This window comes from Natronomonas gomsonensis (genome assembly GCF_024300825.1).
Taxonomy (GTDB): Archaea; Halobacteriota; Halobacteria; order Halobacteriales; family Haloarculaceae; genus Natronomonas; species Natronomonas gomsonensis.
This window is the reverse complement of record NZ_CP101323.1, coordinates 224,623-242,102: the sequence shown is the minus strand read 5'-3', so window position 1 is coordinate 242,102 and position 17,480 is coordinate 224,623. Positions and strand designations below refer to the sequence as shown.

Below are 17,480 nucleotides of genomic sequence, written 5' to 3'. Positions count from 1 at the left end.
AGCTTCACGACATCTCTTCGACATCCCATTCACATGCTCACCGATACACCCGGAATCCACCACATCACAGGCATCGTTCGCGACGCCCAGGAGAACGTCGACTTCTACAGCGACGTGCTCGGTCTTCGACTCGTCAAGCAAACGGTGAACTTCAACGAGAAGTTCACACGCCACCTCTTCTACGGTGACGAAACTGGCTCACCGGGCACCGCCCTGACGTTCTTTCCGTATCCCGCCGAAGAGGCTGGTCGCCCCGGGAAGCCACAAATCAGCACCGCTACGCTGACCATCCCGTCGAACTCGGTGTCATACTGGCAGGACCGACTAGCCGACCACGACGTCACGGTCGAGGGACCACGCGACCGGTTTGACGAGACGATCCTTCGGTTTTCCGACCCGGACGGCACGCAACTCGAACTCGTCACCGGCGAGTCGGACGTAGAGCCGTGGGTTGACGGTTCGGTTCCGACTCAGCACGCGATTCGCGGCATCCACGGCGTAACGCTACTGTCGACGAGCGTCTTCGTCACTGCGAGCGTCCTGGAGACACTGGGATTCGAACTCCGCGATCAAGCCGGCGACCGGGTTCGGTATCAGGCACAGGGAGACCGTGCGACCGTCGTCGATCTCCTCGACCGGGACGCCGAGTTTGGACGGGAGGGTGCTGGATCCATCCATCACGTTGCCGTGCGGATCCCTGAGAAAGACCAACTCTACGAGTGGCACGACCTCTTCCGCGAGCGTGGGTACGATGTGTCACGAGTGAAGGATCGTCACTTCTTCCACTCGCTGTACGTGCGCGAACCCGGCGGGATCCTGTTCGAACTCGCTACGGAAGAGCCGGGACTCGCAGGTGAGGGCCACCTCGACTCATTCGGACAATCGCTATTTCTCCCGCCGTGGCTCGAAGAAGACCGCGAGATGATCGAGGGGCAACTGCGGCCGCTCGATCCCTCTTCTGGGGCAGGGACAAACTAATGGGACGGAACGCTAATTCTGCCGGATCAAGAGAGGACCCACACCGTGGACAGCCCATCGAGACAGCGGGAGCACCGCCGAAGGTAGCGGAGAACGCCGTCGTGATGCTGCACGGACGCGGTTCGACTGCCCAGAGCATTCTCGCGCTCATCGACGAGTTTCTACAGCACGGCGTGATGTATCTCGCCCCGCAAGCGGCTCACAATTCTTGGTATCCCCGCTCCGGGTATGCACCACTCGAAGACAATGAACCGTGGTTCTCCTCGGCACTCGATCACGTGGCGAGAGCAATCGACGTTGCTGCTGATACCGGAATCTCACCCGAACAGACGCTTCTTCTCGGGTTTTCACAAGGCGGGTGTCTCGCGAGTGAGTTCGTCGCCCGAAATCCCCGTCAGTACGGGGGTCTCGTAGTGTTGTCGGGAAGTCTACTCGGGGAAGAAACGAGAGAGGAGTACGAGGGGTCCATCAACGGAACCCCAGTATTTCTCGGCTGCAGTTCTGACGATCCATACGTCGCCGCTGAGCAGGTTAACGACTCTGCAGAGTTGTTCGAACGACTCGGTGGCGACGTGACCAGCAAACTCTACGATGGGCTGGGACACGCGATTAACGACGACGAGATTCAGACGATAAACACCTTCATCGAACGACTCTCTTGAACTGACGTACTCGAAGGCTGTCAGATTTCTCCGTACACGGGCACCGCAGCTCCGCTTGTAGCGCTCGAAGCGTCACTACAGAGGAACGCAATCTCCCGGGCAATCTCCTCGGGTGTCGGCCAGCTATCGTGATCAGCATCCGGGAGCATGTCTCGATTCGCCGGCGTATCAATGATGCTCGGCATGACTGCGTTCGCGCGAACACTACCAAGATTCTCCTCTGCAATCGTTTCGGTTAACAGCCGGACACCAGCTTTCGCGGCTCGATACGGCCCATCTCCTTTACCACCCTCCAAGGAGGACCTGGCACTGACACTCACCAGATCCCCATTCGATTCGCGTAGGTGGGGCACAGCGTGCTTCGCGGCCAAGAACATCGTCTTGAGGTTGACGCTCATTAGGAAGTCGAACTCGTCGACAGCAGTCTGGTCAAGTCGCGTTCCACCTCTCCAAGCGCCGATTACCGTACAGACTGCATCAAGTCGACCGTGGTCGTCGATAATCGAGTTGTAGGCTTCTTTGACAGCTGCTTCGTCAGTGAAGTCGGCACCGTAGAAGTGAACCATATCGTTCTCAAGCAGTTCAGCAGCGTTCCCGTCCTCAGGGGGGTGACGGGCACTCATACAGACAGTTGCGCCCGCATTCTGGAACTGTTCGACAACCGTGGTTCCGAGGTCGCCACTAGCCCCCGCAACGAGAACCACCTGACCGGTGAAGTCAAACTGTATCGACATCCGGCCGAATGTTGAGAGGGGGTGCGATAAAGTGGACTGGTTTCCAGCGGAATACTGATGTTTGAGATCAATCTATACAGTGTGTGCCAATCGAAAGCTCCGATAAACTACGTCAAGTTCTGGAACTCGACAGGGTTGCAGTCGTGGGGGCATCAACTTCGTACGAGAAAGCCGCACACATCGTACCGGCGTATCTCCAGAGGCACGGGTACGAACTCCACCCGGTCAATCCGACTGCAGACGAGATCTTTGGCACTCAGGCGTCTGATTCACTTGCCACCGTTCCCGAGACTGTTGATATCGTCGAGATCTTCCGGCCGAGTGAGGAAGTTCCGGGGATTGTGGAGGAAGCACTCTCTCGTGACGACGTGAAAGCGATATGGATGCAACCGGGGATCCAGAACGACAAGGCAGCACACGAAGCGGAAGCAGCCGGGTTAGATGTCGTTCAAGATCGCTGTATGAAGGTAGAACACGGCCAACTGATTCGTCATCCGATGGACTGATGTGGACTTGATTAGTCGTGCAATCGGTCTGGATTGAAGCCGAATCTCGGGCTAGATTGTATATGAAGAACATCATGTCCAGCATCAGAGAACCAGAGTGATTTTCAGAACCCCCCGTTTAGTTGATGTCGGCTTCCTCATCCCTAGTAGCTGCGGAACATTTTCAGAAATCACAAATCCCTGAAATAATTCTTGAACTAAAGGCACACATCAAAATCCATCCTCCGAGGTTGTGGGAAGTTGAGACTACAACGGGTTTAGCGGGGCTGTGGTGCGTGGCTTCGACCGATTCGGTCAGCGAAAACTGCTCCAGATGACTCTCCAAGCGGCTGTTCGTGTCACAACCCAATCATATAGGCAAATTAACGAGACCTCCAGCACCGTACCACTCAGACGGCACGCTAACCCGGACAGAGTGCCTCACTACCCGATTCCTGCCACCTTCTTCAACAGCGTCAGCGTGTTGTCGGCTGTAATCACGCTGAGTTCTCATACTCACCAGTCAATTCGACCTGCACGAGCGGATCGACTGCTCACCAGATCGAGTACAGCAGACACGCGAACGCAAAATGATTGTCAAGGATATCCGATACGCTCTTACATTGATGTTTCGATAAATATCGGTATGAAGCCCTCCAAAATCAGTGGAACCGTGTTCGGTGATTCATCACAAAAGGGTAAGGACTCACAAATCAAGGATGATATAAAGCGGAGAACGTTTCTGACGGCGAGTATTGTTGGTGTTAGTGTTGGTCTCAGCGGCTGTCTGGGCAGCCGTGATCGTTCTCTCCCGTCGACCCCCTCAGGGTCGTGGCGTCAGTATATGCGGGACAAAGGGAACACAGGGGCAACGGAGGCAACCGTCCCGCCGCGCGGGAATCTCGCTTGGACGTCGGACGCATTCACGCGCTGGCTACCGGTCGTGGCCGACGGGGAGGTTTACATCGGCAACGTCGACCCAAACCCTGGCCCGAAAATCGTCGGACTCGACGCGACGGACGGTTCTGAACGCTGGAGTGTCAGTATCGAGGAGGCAAACCACTATACATCCACCGTCATCGGAGAGTTGCTGGTTGCCGCGTACGGAGACCAAGTAATCGCGCTCGACCGCAAGTCGGGTGACCAGGAGTGGACTGCTACATTATCCGGTACCGTTTCCCGCACCGAGATGACCGCTGTTTCTGCGGAGACGCTCGTGCTGGTTCCTGAAGTTTCTAGGCAAGATGCTGCTCTCACAGCCTTCGACGCTACGACGGGAGAACAACAGTGGTCTACACCGCTTGCGGGGCGCATTGTCGACGCTCCTGCAGTCCAAGGAGACGGCGCTTTCGTCGCCTCGGAATCGGAGCTGTATCGCCTCGATATCACGGACGGCAGTAAGGTATGGAGTCAAAGCGTCGAGAATGTTGTGCTCGGACCGAGACCGACTGCTGATGGAATCGTCGTTGCTGCCAACGGCGCGCTCACCGTCCACGACGCCGACACCGGAGAGCGTCTCCGAACGCTCGACAGCTACAACCGCGAAGCCTACGGCATAGCACTCGCGGACGGAACTGCCTATTGGCTGACTTTCGAAAGCCTCGCAGCGATCTCTATCGAAGATGGTACCGAAGAGTGGCGTCTCGAGGCCCAGGGATGTCAAGAGGGGCTCTGCGTTGGCGAGGACACCATCGTCGCTCCGGTCCAGTACGAGGAGTTCGAACTGGAAACGACATGGCCCACGATCGCCGCGTTCGACCGCGAGACCGGCGACGTACGCTGGTACTATCACATCGACGGGTTCGACGTGGTGTTTACCACTCCCCCGGTGCTTGTCGACGGAGCGGTCTACTTCACTGCTAACACCATCGATAGTGTCGGCGTGCTCGGGGACGTCCCACCGGAAGGGGATTCGGGGCTGTTCTGAGACCTGAGATACGCTTTCTGAAGGGGAGTCCTGCTTTGGACATATAAAACGAGGATGAACACTCTCGGTGAATAGGTTTGAGGGTCGTATGCAGTAGGGCGGCTAGTCTCAACGCCTGGACTCCTCTCGATATAGCGGCCAAGGGTTTATGCTAGAAATATTCACCGGAGAGGTAACTACTAGCTCATATCCATGGCCACTTTGTGAAAGGGAATTGTAAGAGCGGTAATGACGCAGATTTCAGATTCCCTTCGGCTGTTAATCGAGTCGCGGGTCGAAGCTGATGGCGATCGGTACGTTGTAAGCTTCCCGAAAGAGGTCGTCGAGAACAGTTCGCTTTCAGCTGACGAAATCTATCGAGTTGCGCTTCTTCCCTCCGCCGTAGATACCTCCCAGTCAGAACCTGGCCATGGTTCCTCTCGCAACGACCCGAGCGACGAACAGCCAACGGCTCCATCAGAAACCCAATCACCTGAGCCCCCAGTTGAGGAAGGCGAGGTTCGCTCAGTCACGATCGATACGCTTGGAGACCAAGGCGACGGCATTGCGAAGGTCGAACGTGGCTTCATCGTTATCGTTCCAGGGACGCAACCCGGCGAACAGGTCGAGGTCGAAATTACGACCGTGAATCAGACGGTCGCATTTGGCGAGCCAATTTCTGGAAGCCGTACTAACTGATTTTCACACAGCTGCAGATGGCTGAATACCACCTCCGTATGTGCATTCACTAATCGTGTTCATTGCAAATCTTCATTGGTTATGTTCATTGCATACATTCATTAATCACATTCATGAGTTGTATCCATTACTCTTATTCTTGAATACCGTTATCACACACTACTAAATACATTAATGAATGTCATGTTTGGTTTGTTGTGTTACACGTGTCTGACGAACATTCAAGATAAATACCAGCAATGAACATCATATGTTAGCGTACTCGACTTACAGTGAGGCAGGTGGCGTTGGAAAAACGACCACTGCTGCAAATCTCGCCGTTGCTCACGCACGAGCCGGTCTCAAACCGCTTGTCGTCCCACTTGACCCACAGGATGGCGACCTCTCTCGCCTTTTCGGTGTCGATACTGACCGTACGGAGCCGGTCGACAACCTCGTCCGGCACATGATTCGTCGCCCGAAGGGTAATTTCGACGATCTCATCCGAACGGTCGAAGGCGTCGACATTATCCCAGAGCACAACATGCTCTCGGACCTCGCGGAGTACCTCCAACGAGAGAAAGAGCAGGCAGAAGCGATGGGCGAGGCTTTCGGTATGCACGCCCAGCTGCTCCGTGTCCTCCGTGAAGCCGGCGTACCCGACGAATACGATGTCCTCATCTGTGATCCGCCCGCGACCGAAGGCCCTCATCTCTACAACGCCATCCACGCGACTCGGTCGTTGGTCATCCCCGTCGAACCGAGTGCGAAAGGTCGCGCTGCCGTCGAAGGATTAGAGTCCCTCGTCGCCGGACTCGAAGACCAATTGGACGTAGAGGTCGGTGTTCTTGCCGCTGTGCCGATCGGGTTCAAGAACACCCGTGACCAGCGAACGATTCTCGATGAGATCGACTACCCCATCCCAGAGATTATCGGCGAGCGAGCTTCGATGATGGAAGGTGCATGGATGCAGCAGTGTTCGGCGTTCAAATACGTGCGGGACCACCGTGACCGTCGCCGGGACTACGAACTCGAGACGCTCGCACAGTTCGACCGCATTGCGCGACACCTCGGAGCGGAAGTCGGTATCGAAGCGCCAAATCCACCGGAACCCGGTGACCTTGACCACGAGGTGCTATCGGCATGACGGGCATGAAGGAAGGCGCCGGCGAGGATCCGTTTGCCGAAGAGACGACGGCGGATGATTCAGACCCAGTGGAGGCAGACGCCGACGGGCAGGCGACCGCTGACGAGCCAAGTGAGCAGTCGAGTACCGAGACGACGGAGAGTCAACAGCAGTCGATGACCATCCCGTACAAATTCCGTCGGGATGGGGTCCAGGACGGTCGGGACCGCGTGCCGCTGTTTTTGCTGCCGGAGACGAAGCGGGCGGAGCGGGATGCATTGCGGGAGCTAGAGGAACGCTTCGATGCGGATGTCTCGCTCACCGATCTTCGGGAAGCGTTGGTTCGGGCCGGGCTTGAGCATCTCGACGACGTCGAAGGTGAGCTTGAGGAGTGGGGTTACGGGATGACATTCGACGAGCCCTGAGACAGTTTTTGTTGACATCCTCCCCGCCCTGAAGGGCGAAGTTTTATTGTAACTTCGATAAGCAACTCCCGATTTACCTGCTTGCCTGTCGTGAACTGTACGACGAGTCAGTCAATCGTGCGGGCTATGCGTACGTTGGTAATATCGGACCGAAAGTCGAGTCACGCATGTTTAGCAATGACGAACTTGAAACCATCAGAGACGAGGTGGCGTCGTCGATGAACCGATTACTGAGTTCTCGTTCGGGCGGTACAGTGCTGTTGAACACTGCCAATGGTGTCAACACAACCAGCTTCCATGCGCACCAGAGTCGTTTACTGTTGCGTCTGAATCTGAGGAATAAATTGAATTACCGTTTGGTTAGGGACCAACTCGGGCCGATTCGGAGGTTCAGATGCACTGTTATCCGACTAGAGACCTCCGTTGAAGCGACCTCGATCATCTCCCTCGACGCCAGTTTGTTGACTCCTCAAATTAGCTGCCGTATTGTGGATCAGGAATCGTCGGCGTCGTCAAGTACCGTCCGAAAATCGTCGTGAATACCCTTCCTCACTAGCGTTGCTGGGGTGAATCTGCTTTCGGAAGTGTCACCGTGAACATCGCTCCCTCCGGTTCGTTGTCTTCGACCGTGACATCGCCCCCGTACTGGTCAATCAGTGTTCCGACTAAGTAGAGACCGATGCCGGTGCCACTGCTCTCAAGACTCCTCTCACCCTTTCCGAATATCGTCTCGTGCTGCATTTCAGGGATTCCTGGCCCGTTATCTGCGACCGTCACGCGCACGTCGTCCTCTCGCTCTTCAGCAGCGACCGTGACGACCGGCGTGTCTTTGTCGTTGTGCTGGACGGCATTGTTCAGCAGGTTCCGAAACACCGAGGAAAGCATCTCATTCGCCTGAACGTCGACATCCGGGATGGAGCCGTCACCGGTGATCTCCGCACCAGGGTATGCCTCTTGACGAATGGTTATCTCGTTCGTTAGCACCTGTCGTAACGCCGTTGGTTTGATCTCAACCTCCTCGCCGCTCGTCAGCGTCTCAACGTAGTCACGAGCGATTTCTGTGAGTTCAACGATATGCTCACCACTCGTGAGTATCTTCTCGAGGTTATCCTGCCCGTCGTCGTCGTCGACGGAGTCTTCAAGTAAGTCTGCCCATCCGAGGATGACTGCCATGTCATTACGGATATCGTGGCGAACAACCCGATTCAATATCTCCAGCTGCTCGTTGACTTGTTCCAACTCGTTTTCATACCGTTGGCGCTCGGTCACGTCTCGGAAGGAGGCAAGACCAGCCGGCGCTCCCTCGTACTGGATGTTGGCGGCACTGACCTCAACGACTCGCTTGCGTCCATCCTTTGTCTCGAAGGTCAGGGTATACCGAGATGGAGGCGAGTCGGCGTCCGAATCGAGTCGTCGTTCATACCGGTCCTGTACGAGTAGTTGGTCCTCCGGGGTAATCACCTCAGTGAATGGCATCCCTAGGAGTTCGTCCTCGTCGTAACCAGTGATCTCCGTCATACGGGTGTTGACGAAAACGAACTCTTCGTTCTGGACGATCGCGATACTGTCGTGGCTCTGTTCGACCAGTGTCGTGTACTTCTCACACTCTTCGACGAGTTCCTGCTCGTGCTCCTTGCGTTCAGTAATGTCTTGGAACACTCCCCGAACGAGCTCAGTTTCCCCGCGTTCATCCGTGCTGACTTCCCCCCGTGTACGAATGTCTCGGATGTCTCCGTCGGGCCGGACGATACGTAGTTTGAGGTCGTACTCTTCTCCATTTTCGATTGCGCTGGTGACCGCTCTGGTAATCTCGTCACGATCTTCGGGGTGATAGAAGTCAAATGCCTCCTCTAAGGTCGGTTCGTAGTCATCGTCGACCCCGTGGATACGACGGATACCGTCGGTCCAGGTAATCTCGTCCGCCTGTGGATCGTACTCCCAGGCGCCGACATCAGCGATCTCTTGTACCCGGCTAAACAGGAACTCCTGCCGTTCGAGTTCTCGCTCACGCTCTTTGCGCTCTGTGATGTCGCGGAACACCCACAAACGACCGTAGTTAGTGCCGTCGTCGCCGACGACCGGGGCCGAATAGCGGTCGAACACCCGGCCGTCCGTAAGTCTGACTTCGTCGCGGCTCGTCTCCCCTGGATTGGTATAAAGGGCTTCGACCAACTCCAAGAACTCCTCTGGATCCGCGAGTTTGTGCTCGACGACCCAGTCCAATAACGCTTGGTCCGATTCCGTCGCGACCAACTCGTCGGGAATTCCCCACATCTCGACGAACCGGTCGTTGTAGGAGACGACAGTTCGGTCTTCATCGATGACGAGCAGCCCGTCGATCGTGGTCTCCATCTGTGCTTCCAGCAGCGACGACTGGTACTCGAGTCGTTCTTGGGCCCTCTGTCGCTCCGTTATATTCGAGATGAAGCCTTCGAGCGCAACAACCTCCCCGCCGTCGAATACGCCCTGACCTTGCTCCCAAACCCACTTCTCCATCCCGTCAGCACTCCGTATACGGTATTCGACGCGGAACGGCTCCCGAGACTCCAAGGCGTCTTGGATGGATCCCCAGACTCGGTCGCGGTCGTCCGGGTGCATGACATCTCGGCCGTAACTGACGTCGCCGTCGACGAATTCCGACTGGTCGTATCCAGTCAATTCGGCACAGTCATCGCTGACGAAGAGCATCGGCCAGCCACGCTCATTTCGACAGCGATAGGCCATCCCCGGTACGTTGCTGAGCAGCGTCCGGAACCGTCGCTGGCTCTCTTCGAGGCGGTGTTCCGCTCGAGTCTGGTGGACCGCGTTTTCGATACGGTTGGCCAGAATGTTGAACTGCTCAGAGCCGGGGGTTTTCTGAAGGTAATCGGTGACTCCGGCCGAGATGGCGTCGCTTGCGACCTCCTCGCTGCCCTTGCCGGTGAACAGAATGAACGGCAGGTCGGGACGCTTCTCGCGTACCGCTTCTAGAAATTCCAGCCCGTCCATGCCGGGCATCTGGTAATCACTGACCACGCAATCAATCGATTTTTCGGAGAGTCGTTCGAGTCCCTCACTGGCACTTGTTGCGGTTTCGACAGTGAACCGATCGCGTTCACCCTCGAGAAACCGGGCGGCCATCTCGATGAAGTCGATTTGATCATCAACGTGGAGAATAGAAATTGCCTCCTCGTTGCTTGGCGGGCCTACAGAAATGTTATTGGTTTGAGGAGACACCATACTCGTGTATTACTAACGGTGTGAATTTAAGCGTAAGGGCCAGCATCGAACACCCGTTTTGATTGCTGATCAAACGGTTTTCAGTCGATATAGGGTGTCTCGCGTGGTTTCTCAGAAAGAGCAACCGCCGAAAGACTGTCGGCCGCCGTCCTATCTTTCTTCGAGGAGAGAAACCCCATCGTTCACGGCGGGCGTGAATCCGACAACGCCGACACAAGCCACGTTCTGACGCTCCCACGGATATTTATGCAGATACGTTTTGTAGCATGACGTACACCGAGGCGGTTTCACCGCCAGCGTAAATGTACAATATCGGATTCCGAGACCCAGACTGTTCGAGACACCCTCTTGAACCGCTGTGGTGTCTCGGTCAAGATAACTCCGAATCCCATGCCGGGATAGGAGTAACGGCGGTGTGGCCCCACCATCGACTCGTCATGCCGACGAATCGTCAACCAGCAAGTATCTCAACCCAGCGGTGCGGTGCCGTGGGAGGCCTCGCCGGTTACGGCGAGGAGGAGGTCACTCAGTCGGTCCAGATCCTCATTCTCGTATGCCGCTCGCCACATCGCATGGACAGCACGCGTCACAAGTGAGACTTCGGTCACGTCGATACAGGACGGTTCGGCGGCCGTCATGGCTGCATCGGGTGGGGGGTTGAAATGAATCTCAGGAGAGTGTGTATTCGGGTGACAATCGAAGCGCCAACTAACGCTTTCGCTATCGACGTAATGGAACGAATACATCCCCAGTTCGCTCCATTGGATATCGAGCCGAGCGCTCTCGGCGTCGCCGAGCCCGTCACTGATCTGCAGTTCCGTGGGGGCGACGACATCGCCGTACGCAGTGTGTCGACGAGCGGTTCAAGATCAAGCCAGAGGTCACGAATCCGCTGGGGTGCCGGGAGATAGATGGGTCCGAACTTACCGACACGGTCGACATGCCGTCGAGTCTACCATTGGACAAAGGGAAGTTCGGGGGCGTCCAGTGCGACGAACTCGGAGACGAACTCCGTCGCCGGCGACTCGTACACTTCCCGAGGCGTCCCAACCTGTTCGAGACGTCCATCGTTCATAACCGCGATACGATCACACATCAGCATCGCCTCCTCCTGATTGTGGGTGACGTAGAGACCAGTGACGTCGAGTTCCGAGAGGAGTTCGCCAACTTCGTCGCGGAGCCGGGCTTTCAGTTTCGCATCCAGCCCCGTCATCGGCTCGTCCAGCAGAAGGACACTCGGTTCGATAGCGAGTGCACGGGCGAGGCCGACACGCTGCTGTTGGCCGCCCGAGAGCGTCGTCGGGGGCCGCCCTGCCATCTCACCGATATCGAGCATGTCGAGGAGGTCTGCGGCGCGTTCCCGGCGCTCGGACGTTCCGACACCGCGCATCTTCAGTCCGAACGCGACGTTCTCGCGAACGGTCATATTGTCAAATAGGGCGTACTCCTGGAACACAAGCCCGACGTTGCGGTTCTCCGGCGGGACGTGTGTCACGTCCCGGTCGTCGAACGACACTGTTCCATTGTTCGGCGTCTCGAAGCCCGCCACGGTTCGCAGGGTGGTCGTTTTCCCACAGCCCGAGGGGCCGAGGACGCCGAGAATCTCGCCATCGTCGACGGTGAACGAGACGCCGTCGACAGCGGTCGTTTCTCCGTATCGTTTCTGAACCGAATCGAGTGTGAGACGTGCCATTGGTTAGCCTCTGGTGTCGAAGCCGCGCGAACCGACCTGCTGGAGCAGGACTGTGATGGCGACGATGATACAGAAGAACATCGACACCGCGGCGGCGGCCTTAGTGAACGAACTATTCGAGATATGGCGCTGGAGGAACAGCGCGAGGGGCTGAGTGCCTTTCGCCCAGACGATGTAAGAGAAATTGAACTCTGCTGCTGCGAGCGTCCAGCAGATAATCGCCCCGGAGACGATTCCTGAACGGGCATTCGGGACGATGACGGTAAGGAACGTCCGAGGCCAAGACGCACCGAGCGAGCGCGCCGACTCCTCTAGCCGTCGAAGCGGCATCGACTCGAACTCGCTCCGGACGGCCATCACCATGAACGGGGCCTTCAGCAGCGAGTAGCCGACGATGAGCCCGAAACTCGTCCCCGAGAGGACGGGGTAAGCCCGGAGAAACGCCACTCCAAGGATAACCCCCGGGACCAAAGGAAGGACCGAGACCGCGTTCAGCCACTCATCACCCCGGAAGTCATAGCGCGCAACGGCGTAGGCAATCGGTACGCCGACGATGAGGTTGATGAACACTCCGCCCAAGGCCAGCCCCACGCTGAAGAACAGTTCCGATGGAACGGCGAACGTGTAGCCACCGACTGAAAAGAGCGCGTCCCAGCCCATGCTGCGCTGAGAACCGATTGTCTCCGCCAGTCCGAGAACCTCTCGCCAGTTCTGCAGCGTGACGAACTCAGAGGGAAAGACACCACTCCACTCGCCAGCGAACGAGCCGACGAACGTGAGAAGAACGGGGACCATCAGGAAGCCGACGACCAATAGCAGTGTCGCCGTCACCAACCCGCGGCCGAATCGTCGCGATGGTGCAGCGTTCACAGCCCCACCTCCGCGTCTGTGTACCGGAGCCCAAGCGCCGTGAACGCGAAGGTGAACAGGAAGTACACAGTCGCCATCGCGCCGGCAATCTGAATGTTGTAACCGGGCCCTAGTTCCCGAGAGATCTGGAGCGTCCAGACCACGACCGCCTGGATGACGATTAACGTCCCGAAGATGGCGAGCCCCGTCCGGAAGGTGAGGATGAGCGCACCAGTGATTCCGGGTCTAATCTGAGGGAGGGTGACGTGTCGAAACGTTTGCCATGGAGTTGCACCAAGCGACTTCGCCGCCTCCTCGGCGGCGTGATCAACCTCAGCGTAGGTCCCACGAAGGATGAGCGTTGCCCGTGGAATCATTGAGTAACAGAACGCGACGAACAGCCCCGGCGCGCTGACCGCGATGGCCATATCAATCGCGCTCCCGCCGGTGAGCATTGCGACGACGTTCGTCACCAGTCCGTTGTTTCCGAGCAGCACGAGAATCATGAACGCCGCGACGATGCCCGGCAGACTGATTGGGAATGAGACTAGCGTGACGAGGAGATCCTCACCGGGCAGCTCGTACTTCTCGAGGGCGTGGGCGATAGGGACCGCCAGACCGACCGACGCGAGCGTGGTCCCGCCAGCCAGCCACAGCGAATTGAACGCGACACCCCGATAGTAGGGGTCAGACACGAGCGTCTCGTATGCCTGAAGCGAGAATCCGACGGACTGGTATGGCTCTGTGGAGACGCTGATACGGACGACCTCCACTAACGGATACACGCCTGCGATGGTGAGCAACGCGGCGAAGGGCGCACACAGTACGGCAATCCGCCGACGCTCCCGGTCACGCTCCGTCGTCGGGTCGACAACCGACTTGATTAGGGCAGCAACCCCGTCCATCGTGGCCCGGAACTGCGATTCGGTATCGGTCGGATGATCGCCAGGTGTCGCCATCAGATGCTCGCACCGCGGGTAATCTCCTGGATGATGGAATCCTGCTCCTCGACTAGTTGATTGTAATCGACTTGGAACTCCGTTCGCTCGTACTCGGAGCTGTCGATGAATTCGTCGGGAAGATCCATCTCCGAGGACCGAATCGGGCGGACATAGGCGTCGAGGAAGTGCTGTTGGCCCTCAAGGGAGAGGACGTAGTCCATGAACAGTTTGCCCGCCTCCGGGTTGGGGGCGTCTTCCAGCAGGGCGTAGCCGTAGGGCATATTCAATGCCCCCTGATTCCCGTTTTCGCCGCCCAGCAGCGCAACACCCACGTTCTCCTCGGCGATCTCGTCGTTGTTGTACTTGAGATCGAGTCCCGAGTAGTCATACCGGATAAACGTCGAGTATTCACCGCTGGAGAACTGCGCGAGGAAGTTGTCTGTGAACTCCGCGCCGCCTTCCTGTATCTCCTTGTAGTAGTCGATGACTGGCTGCAGATCGTCCATTGAGCCGCCACGCGCGTTGTTGACCGAGAGTGCCGCGGCAAGACCCACCGCAGCTTGCGGGGTCTGGAGCGCGAGGTCTTGCATGATCTCGGGCTGGAGGAGGTCCTCCCACGTTTCGGGTGCGTCGAGACCACGCTCCTCGTAGATGTCCTGCCGATAGGTGACAGCTGTTGTGACCCGTCGGGTGGCAGTGACGTGGCCGTCGTCGGTTTTGAGCGAGTCGGGGACTTTGTCCCACCCCTTGGGTTTGTAGGCCTGTGTGAAGCCGTCGTTCTTGGCGACGATCCCGTAGGTGTACCCGCCGTTGTAGCCGGAGTGGGTCATGTTTTCCGAGTGCGAGCGCATATGCTGGAGCGCTTCACCGGAGGATCGGTCGTCGTCGTGGACTGCTGGGCCGTACGCCGACTCGAAGTTCTCCATGACTGTCGGCCAGTTCATCCATCCAGACTGTACACAGTAAAAATAGAGCATGTCGGGGAACGCAGAGGCACTAATCTCCGTCTCGAAGTCACCGTACCCAACTGTGTAGGTCTCGGAGTCACCCGAGCCGTTCGATCCGTCATCGCTGTTTGATATGCAGCCAGCGAGGCCACCGAAGAGGGCTGCGGCCGATGCGCCGATGTAGGACCTTCGACTGGTTCCCATACATTTGGCGGCTCTGAATGGAATTCAAAAGTGGTTGCTATGAGGTCTACCTTGGACACCAGAAGGTTATTTCACCGTTAGTGTGTGTATTGTTGCCAAAATTACTACGCTCGGCTTCCTCCCCAGCACGAAGCACAGTAGATTGACGAATCAATCCACGTTGAGAGCCAATAATCCGCAGTTTCCTCGCTAATCCGCCCAGCATCAATGGCGGTCAGGAGGACGCCGACCGAACCGACAACGGTCACGCCCTGTTCTTTCGCGAATGCCCTTGCGTCGCCGTCGTCTGTCAGTAACCGACCGTCGTGTGCATCGGCAAGCGCAAATGCCTGTGCTTCTCCGGGATCAAGATGGTCACTGACGACTGCTTCACGGTTTGCAACAGTGTCCGAAACTGTCGCGACTGGAATCTCCGCATCGAGTACGTCCAGCGCTGACTGGAGGTAGAGATGATCCTCAACACCAGTGTGGAGTTCTTCGCGAACGACCGGCACCGTACAGATTCCCGAGAGTCCGGCCACTACCCACAACTGGTCAATGTATGCAAAGTTCGAGAGAACGGTCGTATTGAGAACGCTTGGCTCCACTGGAATATCGGTAGTCGTCATTGCGAGTCCGATGTCTCGTTATCAGCAGACTCATCATCGAATTCGAGTTCCGTCGCCGCCTCCGCTTCGTAGGCCGCATCCTCCTCATCCACGAGCCCGAGCCGGAGTTCTACACCGTGCTCACGGAGAATATCCCGCATCGTCCAGCGATCGACATCAGCGAGTCTCGCAGCATCACCGAGATACATTCTGCCTCTGTGCAGGCTCGAGGCCTGCCACCTCTACTGCCGATGTCCATGATCCGGATCAAACGGTACCTGCAGGCGGGAATCGACCCCGACCGTGTCGTTCCGCCGACCGGGCCTGAGACACCGACGCTGGATTCGAATGGCGGTTGCCGATGAGACAGCGTTCTATCGGATTCACTACGCCGACCCGGAACGGGATTCAATTGTGGGTGGCACCGAGACGACGACTACTCAGAGCTTGGCCCACTGCATTTCCAATACGAAATTCCACAGCGCGAAGACGACGGCCACGAGCGGGCGCGGTTCAGCAAGACGGTTCCAACGGAAATCCTCTGGACGGCACTCGAAAGACTATTCGAGGATCAAATACCGGCACTCACCGCCGATTGATGATAGATGAACGCGACTATGGCAGGTTCAGGCAGGCCAGAATCCCCACGCAAGTAATTATAGAGGGGAATTTCGGGAATCGTGCTGAATATGGGGCGTAGGTAAGTCACAGAACCGATTATCCTCGAAGCAAGCCTTGATCGTGAATCTCCAATTTCTGGATAGGACCTGCCATATCCGGGTGTGTACTCACCATCAAATCGAGGGGTCTTCGGGTAATGGCAACCCAAACTGGTCCCTCGGTCTCGACTGCCAGTTTCACCGACCAGCGGAGCGCAATCGGGTGTCTCATCGGGGCTTGGCTGCTTTCGGTGGTCACTCAGGGATACATCATCGTCCCAGCGAGCGTGCTGCCGATTATCACGTCGGAGTTCAGCGTCTCCTCCTCAACTGCAGTCTGGATTGTTAGTGCGACGCCTGGAGCATGGGCGGTGACGAACTTCCTTCTGGGCGCCGGTATCGACAGGTACGGCGACGTGAGGGCGACGGTTGCCGCCACCCTCACCGTCGCTGGCGCATCGATACTCAGCTGGTGGGCCGGAGCGAACGGTCTGTTTTGGCTGCTCCTCGTGGCACGCGTCATCGCCGGTGCCGGTATCGGAGTCATCTGGACCGCATCGGCAAACGTCGTCGGGCAGGTGTTTACCCACGACACTCGGGGAACGGCGCTCGGACTGTTCACGACGAGTGCGCCCGCCGGGTTCGCTCTCGCCCAAGTCGTGACACCGATCGTCGCTCGGTCGCACGCTTGGGCGGCCACCTTCCTCATCGTAGCGCTGTGTGCCGTGGCTGCACTGGTAGTGTTCGGGGTATCGCTCCGGTTCGTTCAGCGACAGCCCCGGGAAACCTCCGAAACCGCGATTCAGAACTTCTCACAGGTGCTCCAATCACGACCCGTGCGATTCGGCTGTGTTCTGGCCTTCGCGGCCTACTCCCTGTACCTGTTTATGAACAGCTGGATGCCGACGTACTTGTCGCAGAACTTCAGCATCTCGCTGGGCCTCAGCGGCCTGCTAGCCTCGCTGTTTCCAGCAGTGGGCGTCGTTTCGCGTGCGGGCGGTGGCTACCTCTCAGACCGGGTGCTCGGGCGGCGCCGGCTACCAGTCATCAAGGTTTCGTTCTTGGTGGCCCTCCCCGTTGTACTCCTCATCGCTCGCACGTCGAGCGTTCGGCTGATTGCGCTCTTACTGGTCGTCTCCGGGTTCGTCATCCAACTCACCTTCGGGGTCGTGTACACCTACGTACAGGAGTCGGTGGACCTGAACGTGTCGGGGACCGCCCTCTCGTTGCTCGGAACCGCAGGTATCTCCGGAGCATTCACCGCGCCGCTGGTCGCGGGCGTATTAATCGACGCGACGGATACGTACACCAGCGCGTTCGCCTATGCGGCCGGAATCGCCGTGATAGGCCTCGTCCTTGCCTGGTTCGCCCCCGAATCGTAGCCATG

Annotated in this window: 15 protein-coding genes and 2 pseudogenes; 8 read left to right on the top strand and 9 right to left on the bottom strand. The window is 57.6% G+C overall.

The window, feature by feature from the left end; translation table 11 throughout:
• Positions 1 to 33: 33 nt before the first annotated feature.
• Both NMP98_RS01315 and NMP98_RS01310 read left to right on the top strand, forming a co-directional pair.
• Positions 34 to 978 carry a VOC family protein gene (locus tag NMP98_RS01315; RefSeq protein WP_254859686.1) on the top strand — a complete coding sequence of 315 codons (945 nt, stop codon included), beginning with the start codon at positions 34 to 36 and terminating at the stop codon, positions 976 to 978.
• Complete coding sequence (locus NMP98_RS01310) at positions 978 to 1,640, top strand: alpha/beta hydrolase (protein ID WP_254859685.1); 663 nt, start codon at positions 978 to 980, stop codon at positions 1,638 to 1,640. Before NMP98_RS01315 ends, NMP98_RS01310 begins: the two co-directional genes overlap by 1 nt.
• 20 nt (positions 1,641 to 1,660) lie before the next feature.
• On the opposite strand, the gene NMP98_RS01305 is transcribed toward NMP98_RS01310, so the two are convergent.
• Entirely contained in the window at positions 1,661 to 2,374 is a 714-nt protein-coding gene (locus NMP98_RS01305; protein ID WP_254859684.1) for an SDR family oxidoreductase, read from the bottom strand.
• Between the two features lie 83 nt (positions 2,375 to 2,457).
• Between NMP98_RS01305 and NMP98_RS01300 the strand changes: the two genes are divergently transcribed.
• The 5 genes from NMP98_RS01300 (at position 2,458) to NMP98_RS01280 (ending at position 6,994) form a co-directional block, all read left to right on the top strand.
• Positions 2,458 to 2,880: a CoA-binding protein gene (locus tag NMP98_RS01300; RefSeq protein ID WP_254859683.1), complete on the top strand. Its 423-nt coding sequence runs from the start codon at positions 2,458 to 2,460 to the stop codon at positions 2,878 to 2,880.
• 625 nt (positions 2,881 to 3,505) lie between these two features.
• Positions 3,506 to 4,786 carry an outer membrane protein assembly factor BamB family protein gene (locus NMP98_RS01295; protein WP_254859681.1) on the top strand — a complete coding sequence of 427 codons (1,281 nt, stop codon included), beginning with the start codon at positions 3,506 to 3,508 and terminating at the stop codon, positions 4,784 to 4,786.
• A gap of 228 nt (positions 4,787 to 5,014) precedes the next feature.
• A complete protein-coding gene (locus tag NMP98_RS01290) occupies positions 5,015 to 5,464 on the top strand; it encodes a TRAM domain-containing protein (RefSeq protein ID WP_254859679.1) in 450 nt (149 codons plus the stop codon).
• Positions 5,465 to 5,714: 250 nt separating this feature from the next.
• Positions 5,715 to 6,590, top strand: a complete 876-nt coding sequence (locus NMP98_RS01285; protein ID WP_254859678.1) for a ParA family protein — start codon at positions 5,715 to 5,717, stop codon at positions 6,588 to 6,590.
• Positions 6,587 to 6,994: a DUF7970 domain-containing protein gene (locus tag NMP98_RS01280; RefSeq protein ID WP_254859677.1), complete on the top strand. Its 408-nt coding sequence runs from the start codon at positions 6,587 to 6,589 to the stop codon at positions 6,992 to 6,994. Before NMP98_RS01285 ends, NMP98_RS01280 begins: the two co-directional genes overlap by 4 nt.
• Before the next feature lie 552 nt (positions 6,995 to 7,546).
• Here the strand turns inward: NMP98_RS01280 and NMP98_RS01275 are convergent.
• From NMP98_RS01275 to NMP98_RS01240, 8 genes and pseudogenes are all read right to left on the bottom strand, one after another.
• Positions 7,547 to 10,213: a hybrid sensor histidine kinase/response regulator gene (locus NMP98_RS01275; RefSeq protein WP_254859676.1), complete on the bottom strand. Its 2,667-nt coding sequence runs from the start codon at positions 10,211 to 10,213 to the stop codon at positions 7,547 to 7,549.
• Positions 10,214 to 10,680: 467 nt separating this feature from the next.
• A pseudogene (locus NMP98_RS19505) lies at positions 10,681 to 11,126 on the bottom strand (toxin-antitoxin system TumE family protein).
• Between the two features lie 39 nt (positions 11,127 to 11,165).
• Positions 11,166 to 11,906 carry an ABC transporter ATP-binding protein gene (locus NMP98_RS01265; RefSeq protein WP_254859672.1) on the bottom strand — a complete coding sequence of 247 codons (741 nt, stop codon included), beginning with the start codon at positions 11,904 to 11,906 and terminating at the stop codon, positions 11,166 to 11,168.
• 3 nt (positions 11,907 to 11,909) lie between these two features.
• A complete protein-coding gene (locus NMP98_RS01260; protein ID WP_411911620.1) occupies positions 11,910 to 12,701 on the bottom strand; it encodes an ABC transporter permease in 792 nt (263 codons plus the stop codon).
• Between the two features lie 71 nt (positions 12,702 to 12,772).
• On the bottom strand, positions 12,773 to 13,660 hold the full coding sequence (locus NMP98_RS01255; protein WP_367997278.1) for an ABC transporter permease: 888 nt from the start codon (positions 13,658 to 13,660) through the stop codon (positions 12,773 to 12,775).
• Positions 13,661 to 13,713: 53 nt separating this feature from the next.
• On the bottom strand, positions 13,714 to 14,847 hold the full coding sequence (locus tag NMP98_RS01250; protein ID WP_254859667.1) for an extracellular solute-binding protein: 1,134 nt from the start codon (positions 14,845 to 14,847) through the stop codon (positions 13,714 to 13,716).
• Positions 14,848 to 14,951: 104 nt separating this feature from the next.
• Complete coding sequence (locus NMP98_RS01245) at positions 14,952 to 15,455, bottom strand: PIN domain-containing protein (RefSeq protein ID WP_254859665.1); 504 nt, start codon at positions 15,453 to 15,455, stop codon at positions 14,952 to 14,954.
• A pseudogene (locus NMP98_RS01240) lies at positions 15,452 to 15,652 on the bottom strand (UPF0175 family protein); the annotation flags it as partial. The gene NMP98_RS01245 and the pseudogene NMP98_RS01240, both read right to left, overlap by 4 nt.
• A 599-nt stretch (positions 15,653 to 16,251) precedes the next feature.
• Here NMP98_RS01240 and NMP98_RS01235 point away from each other — a divergent pair.
• Complete coding sequence (locus NMP98_RS01235; protein ID WP_254859664.1) at positions 16,252 to 17,475, top strand: MFS transporter; 1,224 nt, start codon at positions 16,252 to 16,254, stop codon at positions 17,473 to 17,475.
• The last annotated feature ends 5 nt before the right edge of the window (positions 17,476 to 17,480 follow it).

Excerpts from the sequence above, each read along its gene's own strand:
- NMP98_RS01305 (WP_254859684.1), bottom strand. The coding sequence starts at position 2,374 with ATGTCGATACAGTTTGACTTCACCGGTCAGGTGGTTCTCGTTGCGGGG.
- NMP98_RS01235 (WP_254859664.1), top strand. The coding sequence starts at position 16,252 with ATGGCAACCCAAACTGGTCCCTCGGTCTCGACTGCCAGTTTCACCGAC.
- NMP98_RS01255 (WP_367997278.1), bottom strand. The coding sequence starts at position 13,660 with ATGGACGGGGTTGCTGCCCTAATCAAGTCGGTTGTCGACCCGACGACG.
- NMP98_RS01315 (WP_254859686.1), top strand. The coding sequence starts at position 34 with ATGCTCACCGATACACCCGGAATCCACCACATCACAGGCATCGTTCGC.
- NMP98_RS01265 (WP_254859672.1), bottom strand. The coding sequence starts at position 11,906 with ATGGCACGTCTCACACTCGATTCGGTTCAGAAACGATACGGAGAAACG.
- NMP98_RS01245 (WP_254859665.1), bottom strand. The coding sequence starts at position 15,455 with ATGACGACTACCGATATTCCAGTGGAGCCAAGCGTTCTCAATACGACC.
- NMP98_RS01260 (WP_411911620.1), bottom strand. The coding sequence starts at position 12,701 with ATGGTCCCCGTTCTTCTCACGTTCGTCGGCTCGTTCGCTGGCGAGTGG.
- NMP98_RS01310 (WP_254859685.1), top strand. The coding sequence starts at position 978 with ATGGGACGGAACGCTAATTCTGCCGGATCAAGAGAGGACCCACACCGT.
- NMP98_RS01275 (WP_254859676.1), bottom strand. The coding sequence starts at position 10,213 with ATGGTGTCTCCTCAAACCAATAACATTTCTGTAGGCCCGCCAAGCAAC.
- NMP98_RS01290 (WP_254859679.1), top strand. The coding sequence starts at position 5,015 with ATGACGCAGATTTCAGATTCCCTTCGGCTGTTAATCGAGTCGCGGGTC.
- NMP98_RS01285 (WP_254859678.1), top strand. The coding sequence starts at position 5,715 with ATGTTAGCGTACTCGACTTACAGTGAGGCAGGTGGCGTTGGAAAAACG.
- NMP98_RS01250 (WP_254859667.1), bottom strand. The coding sequence starts at position 14,847 with ATGGGAACCAGTCGAAGGTCCTACATCGGCGCATCGGCCGCAGCCCTC.
- NMP98_RS01280 (WP_254859677.1), top strand. The coding sequence starts at position 6,587 with ATGACGGGCATGAAGGAAGGCGCCGGCGAGGATCCGTTTGCCGAAGAG.
- NMP98_RS01295 (WP_254859681.1), top strand. The coding sequence starts at position 3,506 with ATGAAGCCCTCCAAAATCAGTGGAACCGTGTTCGGTGATTCATCACAA.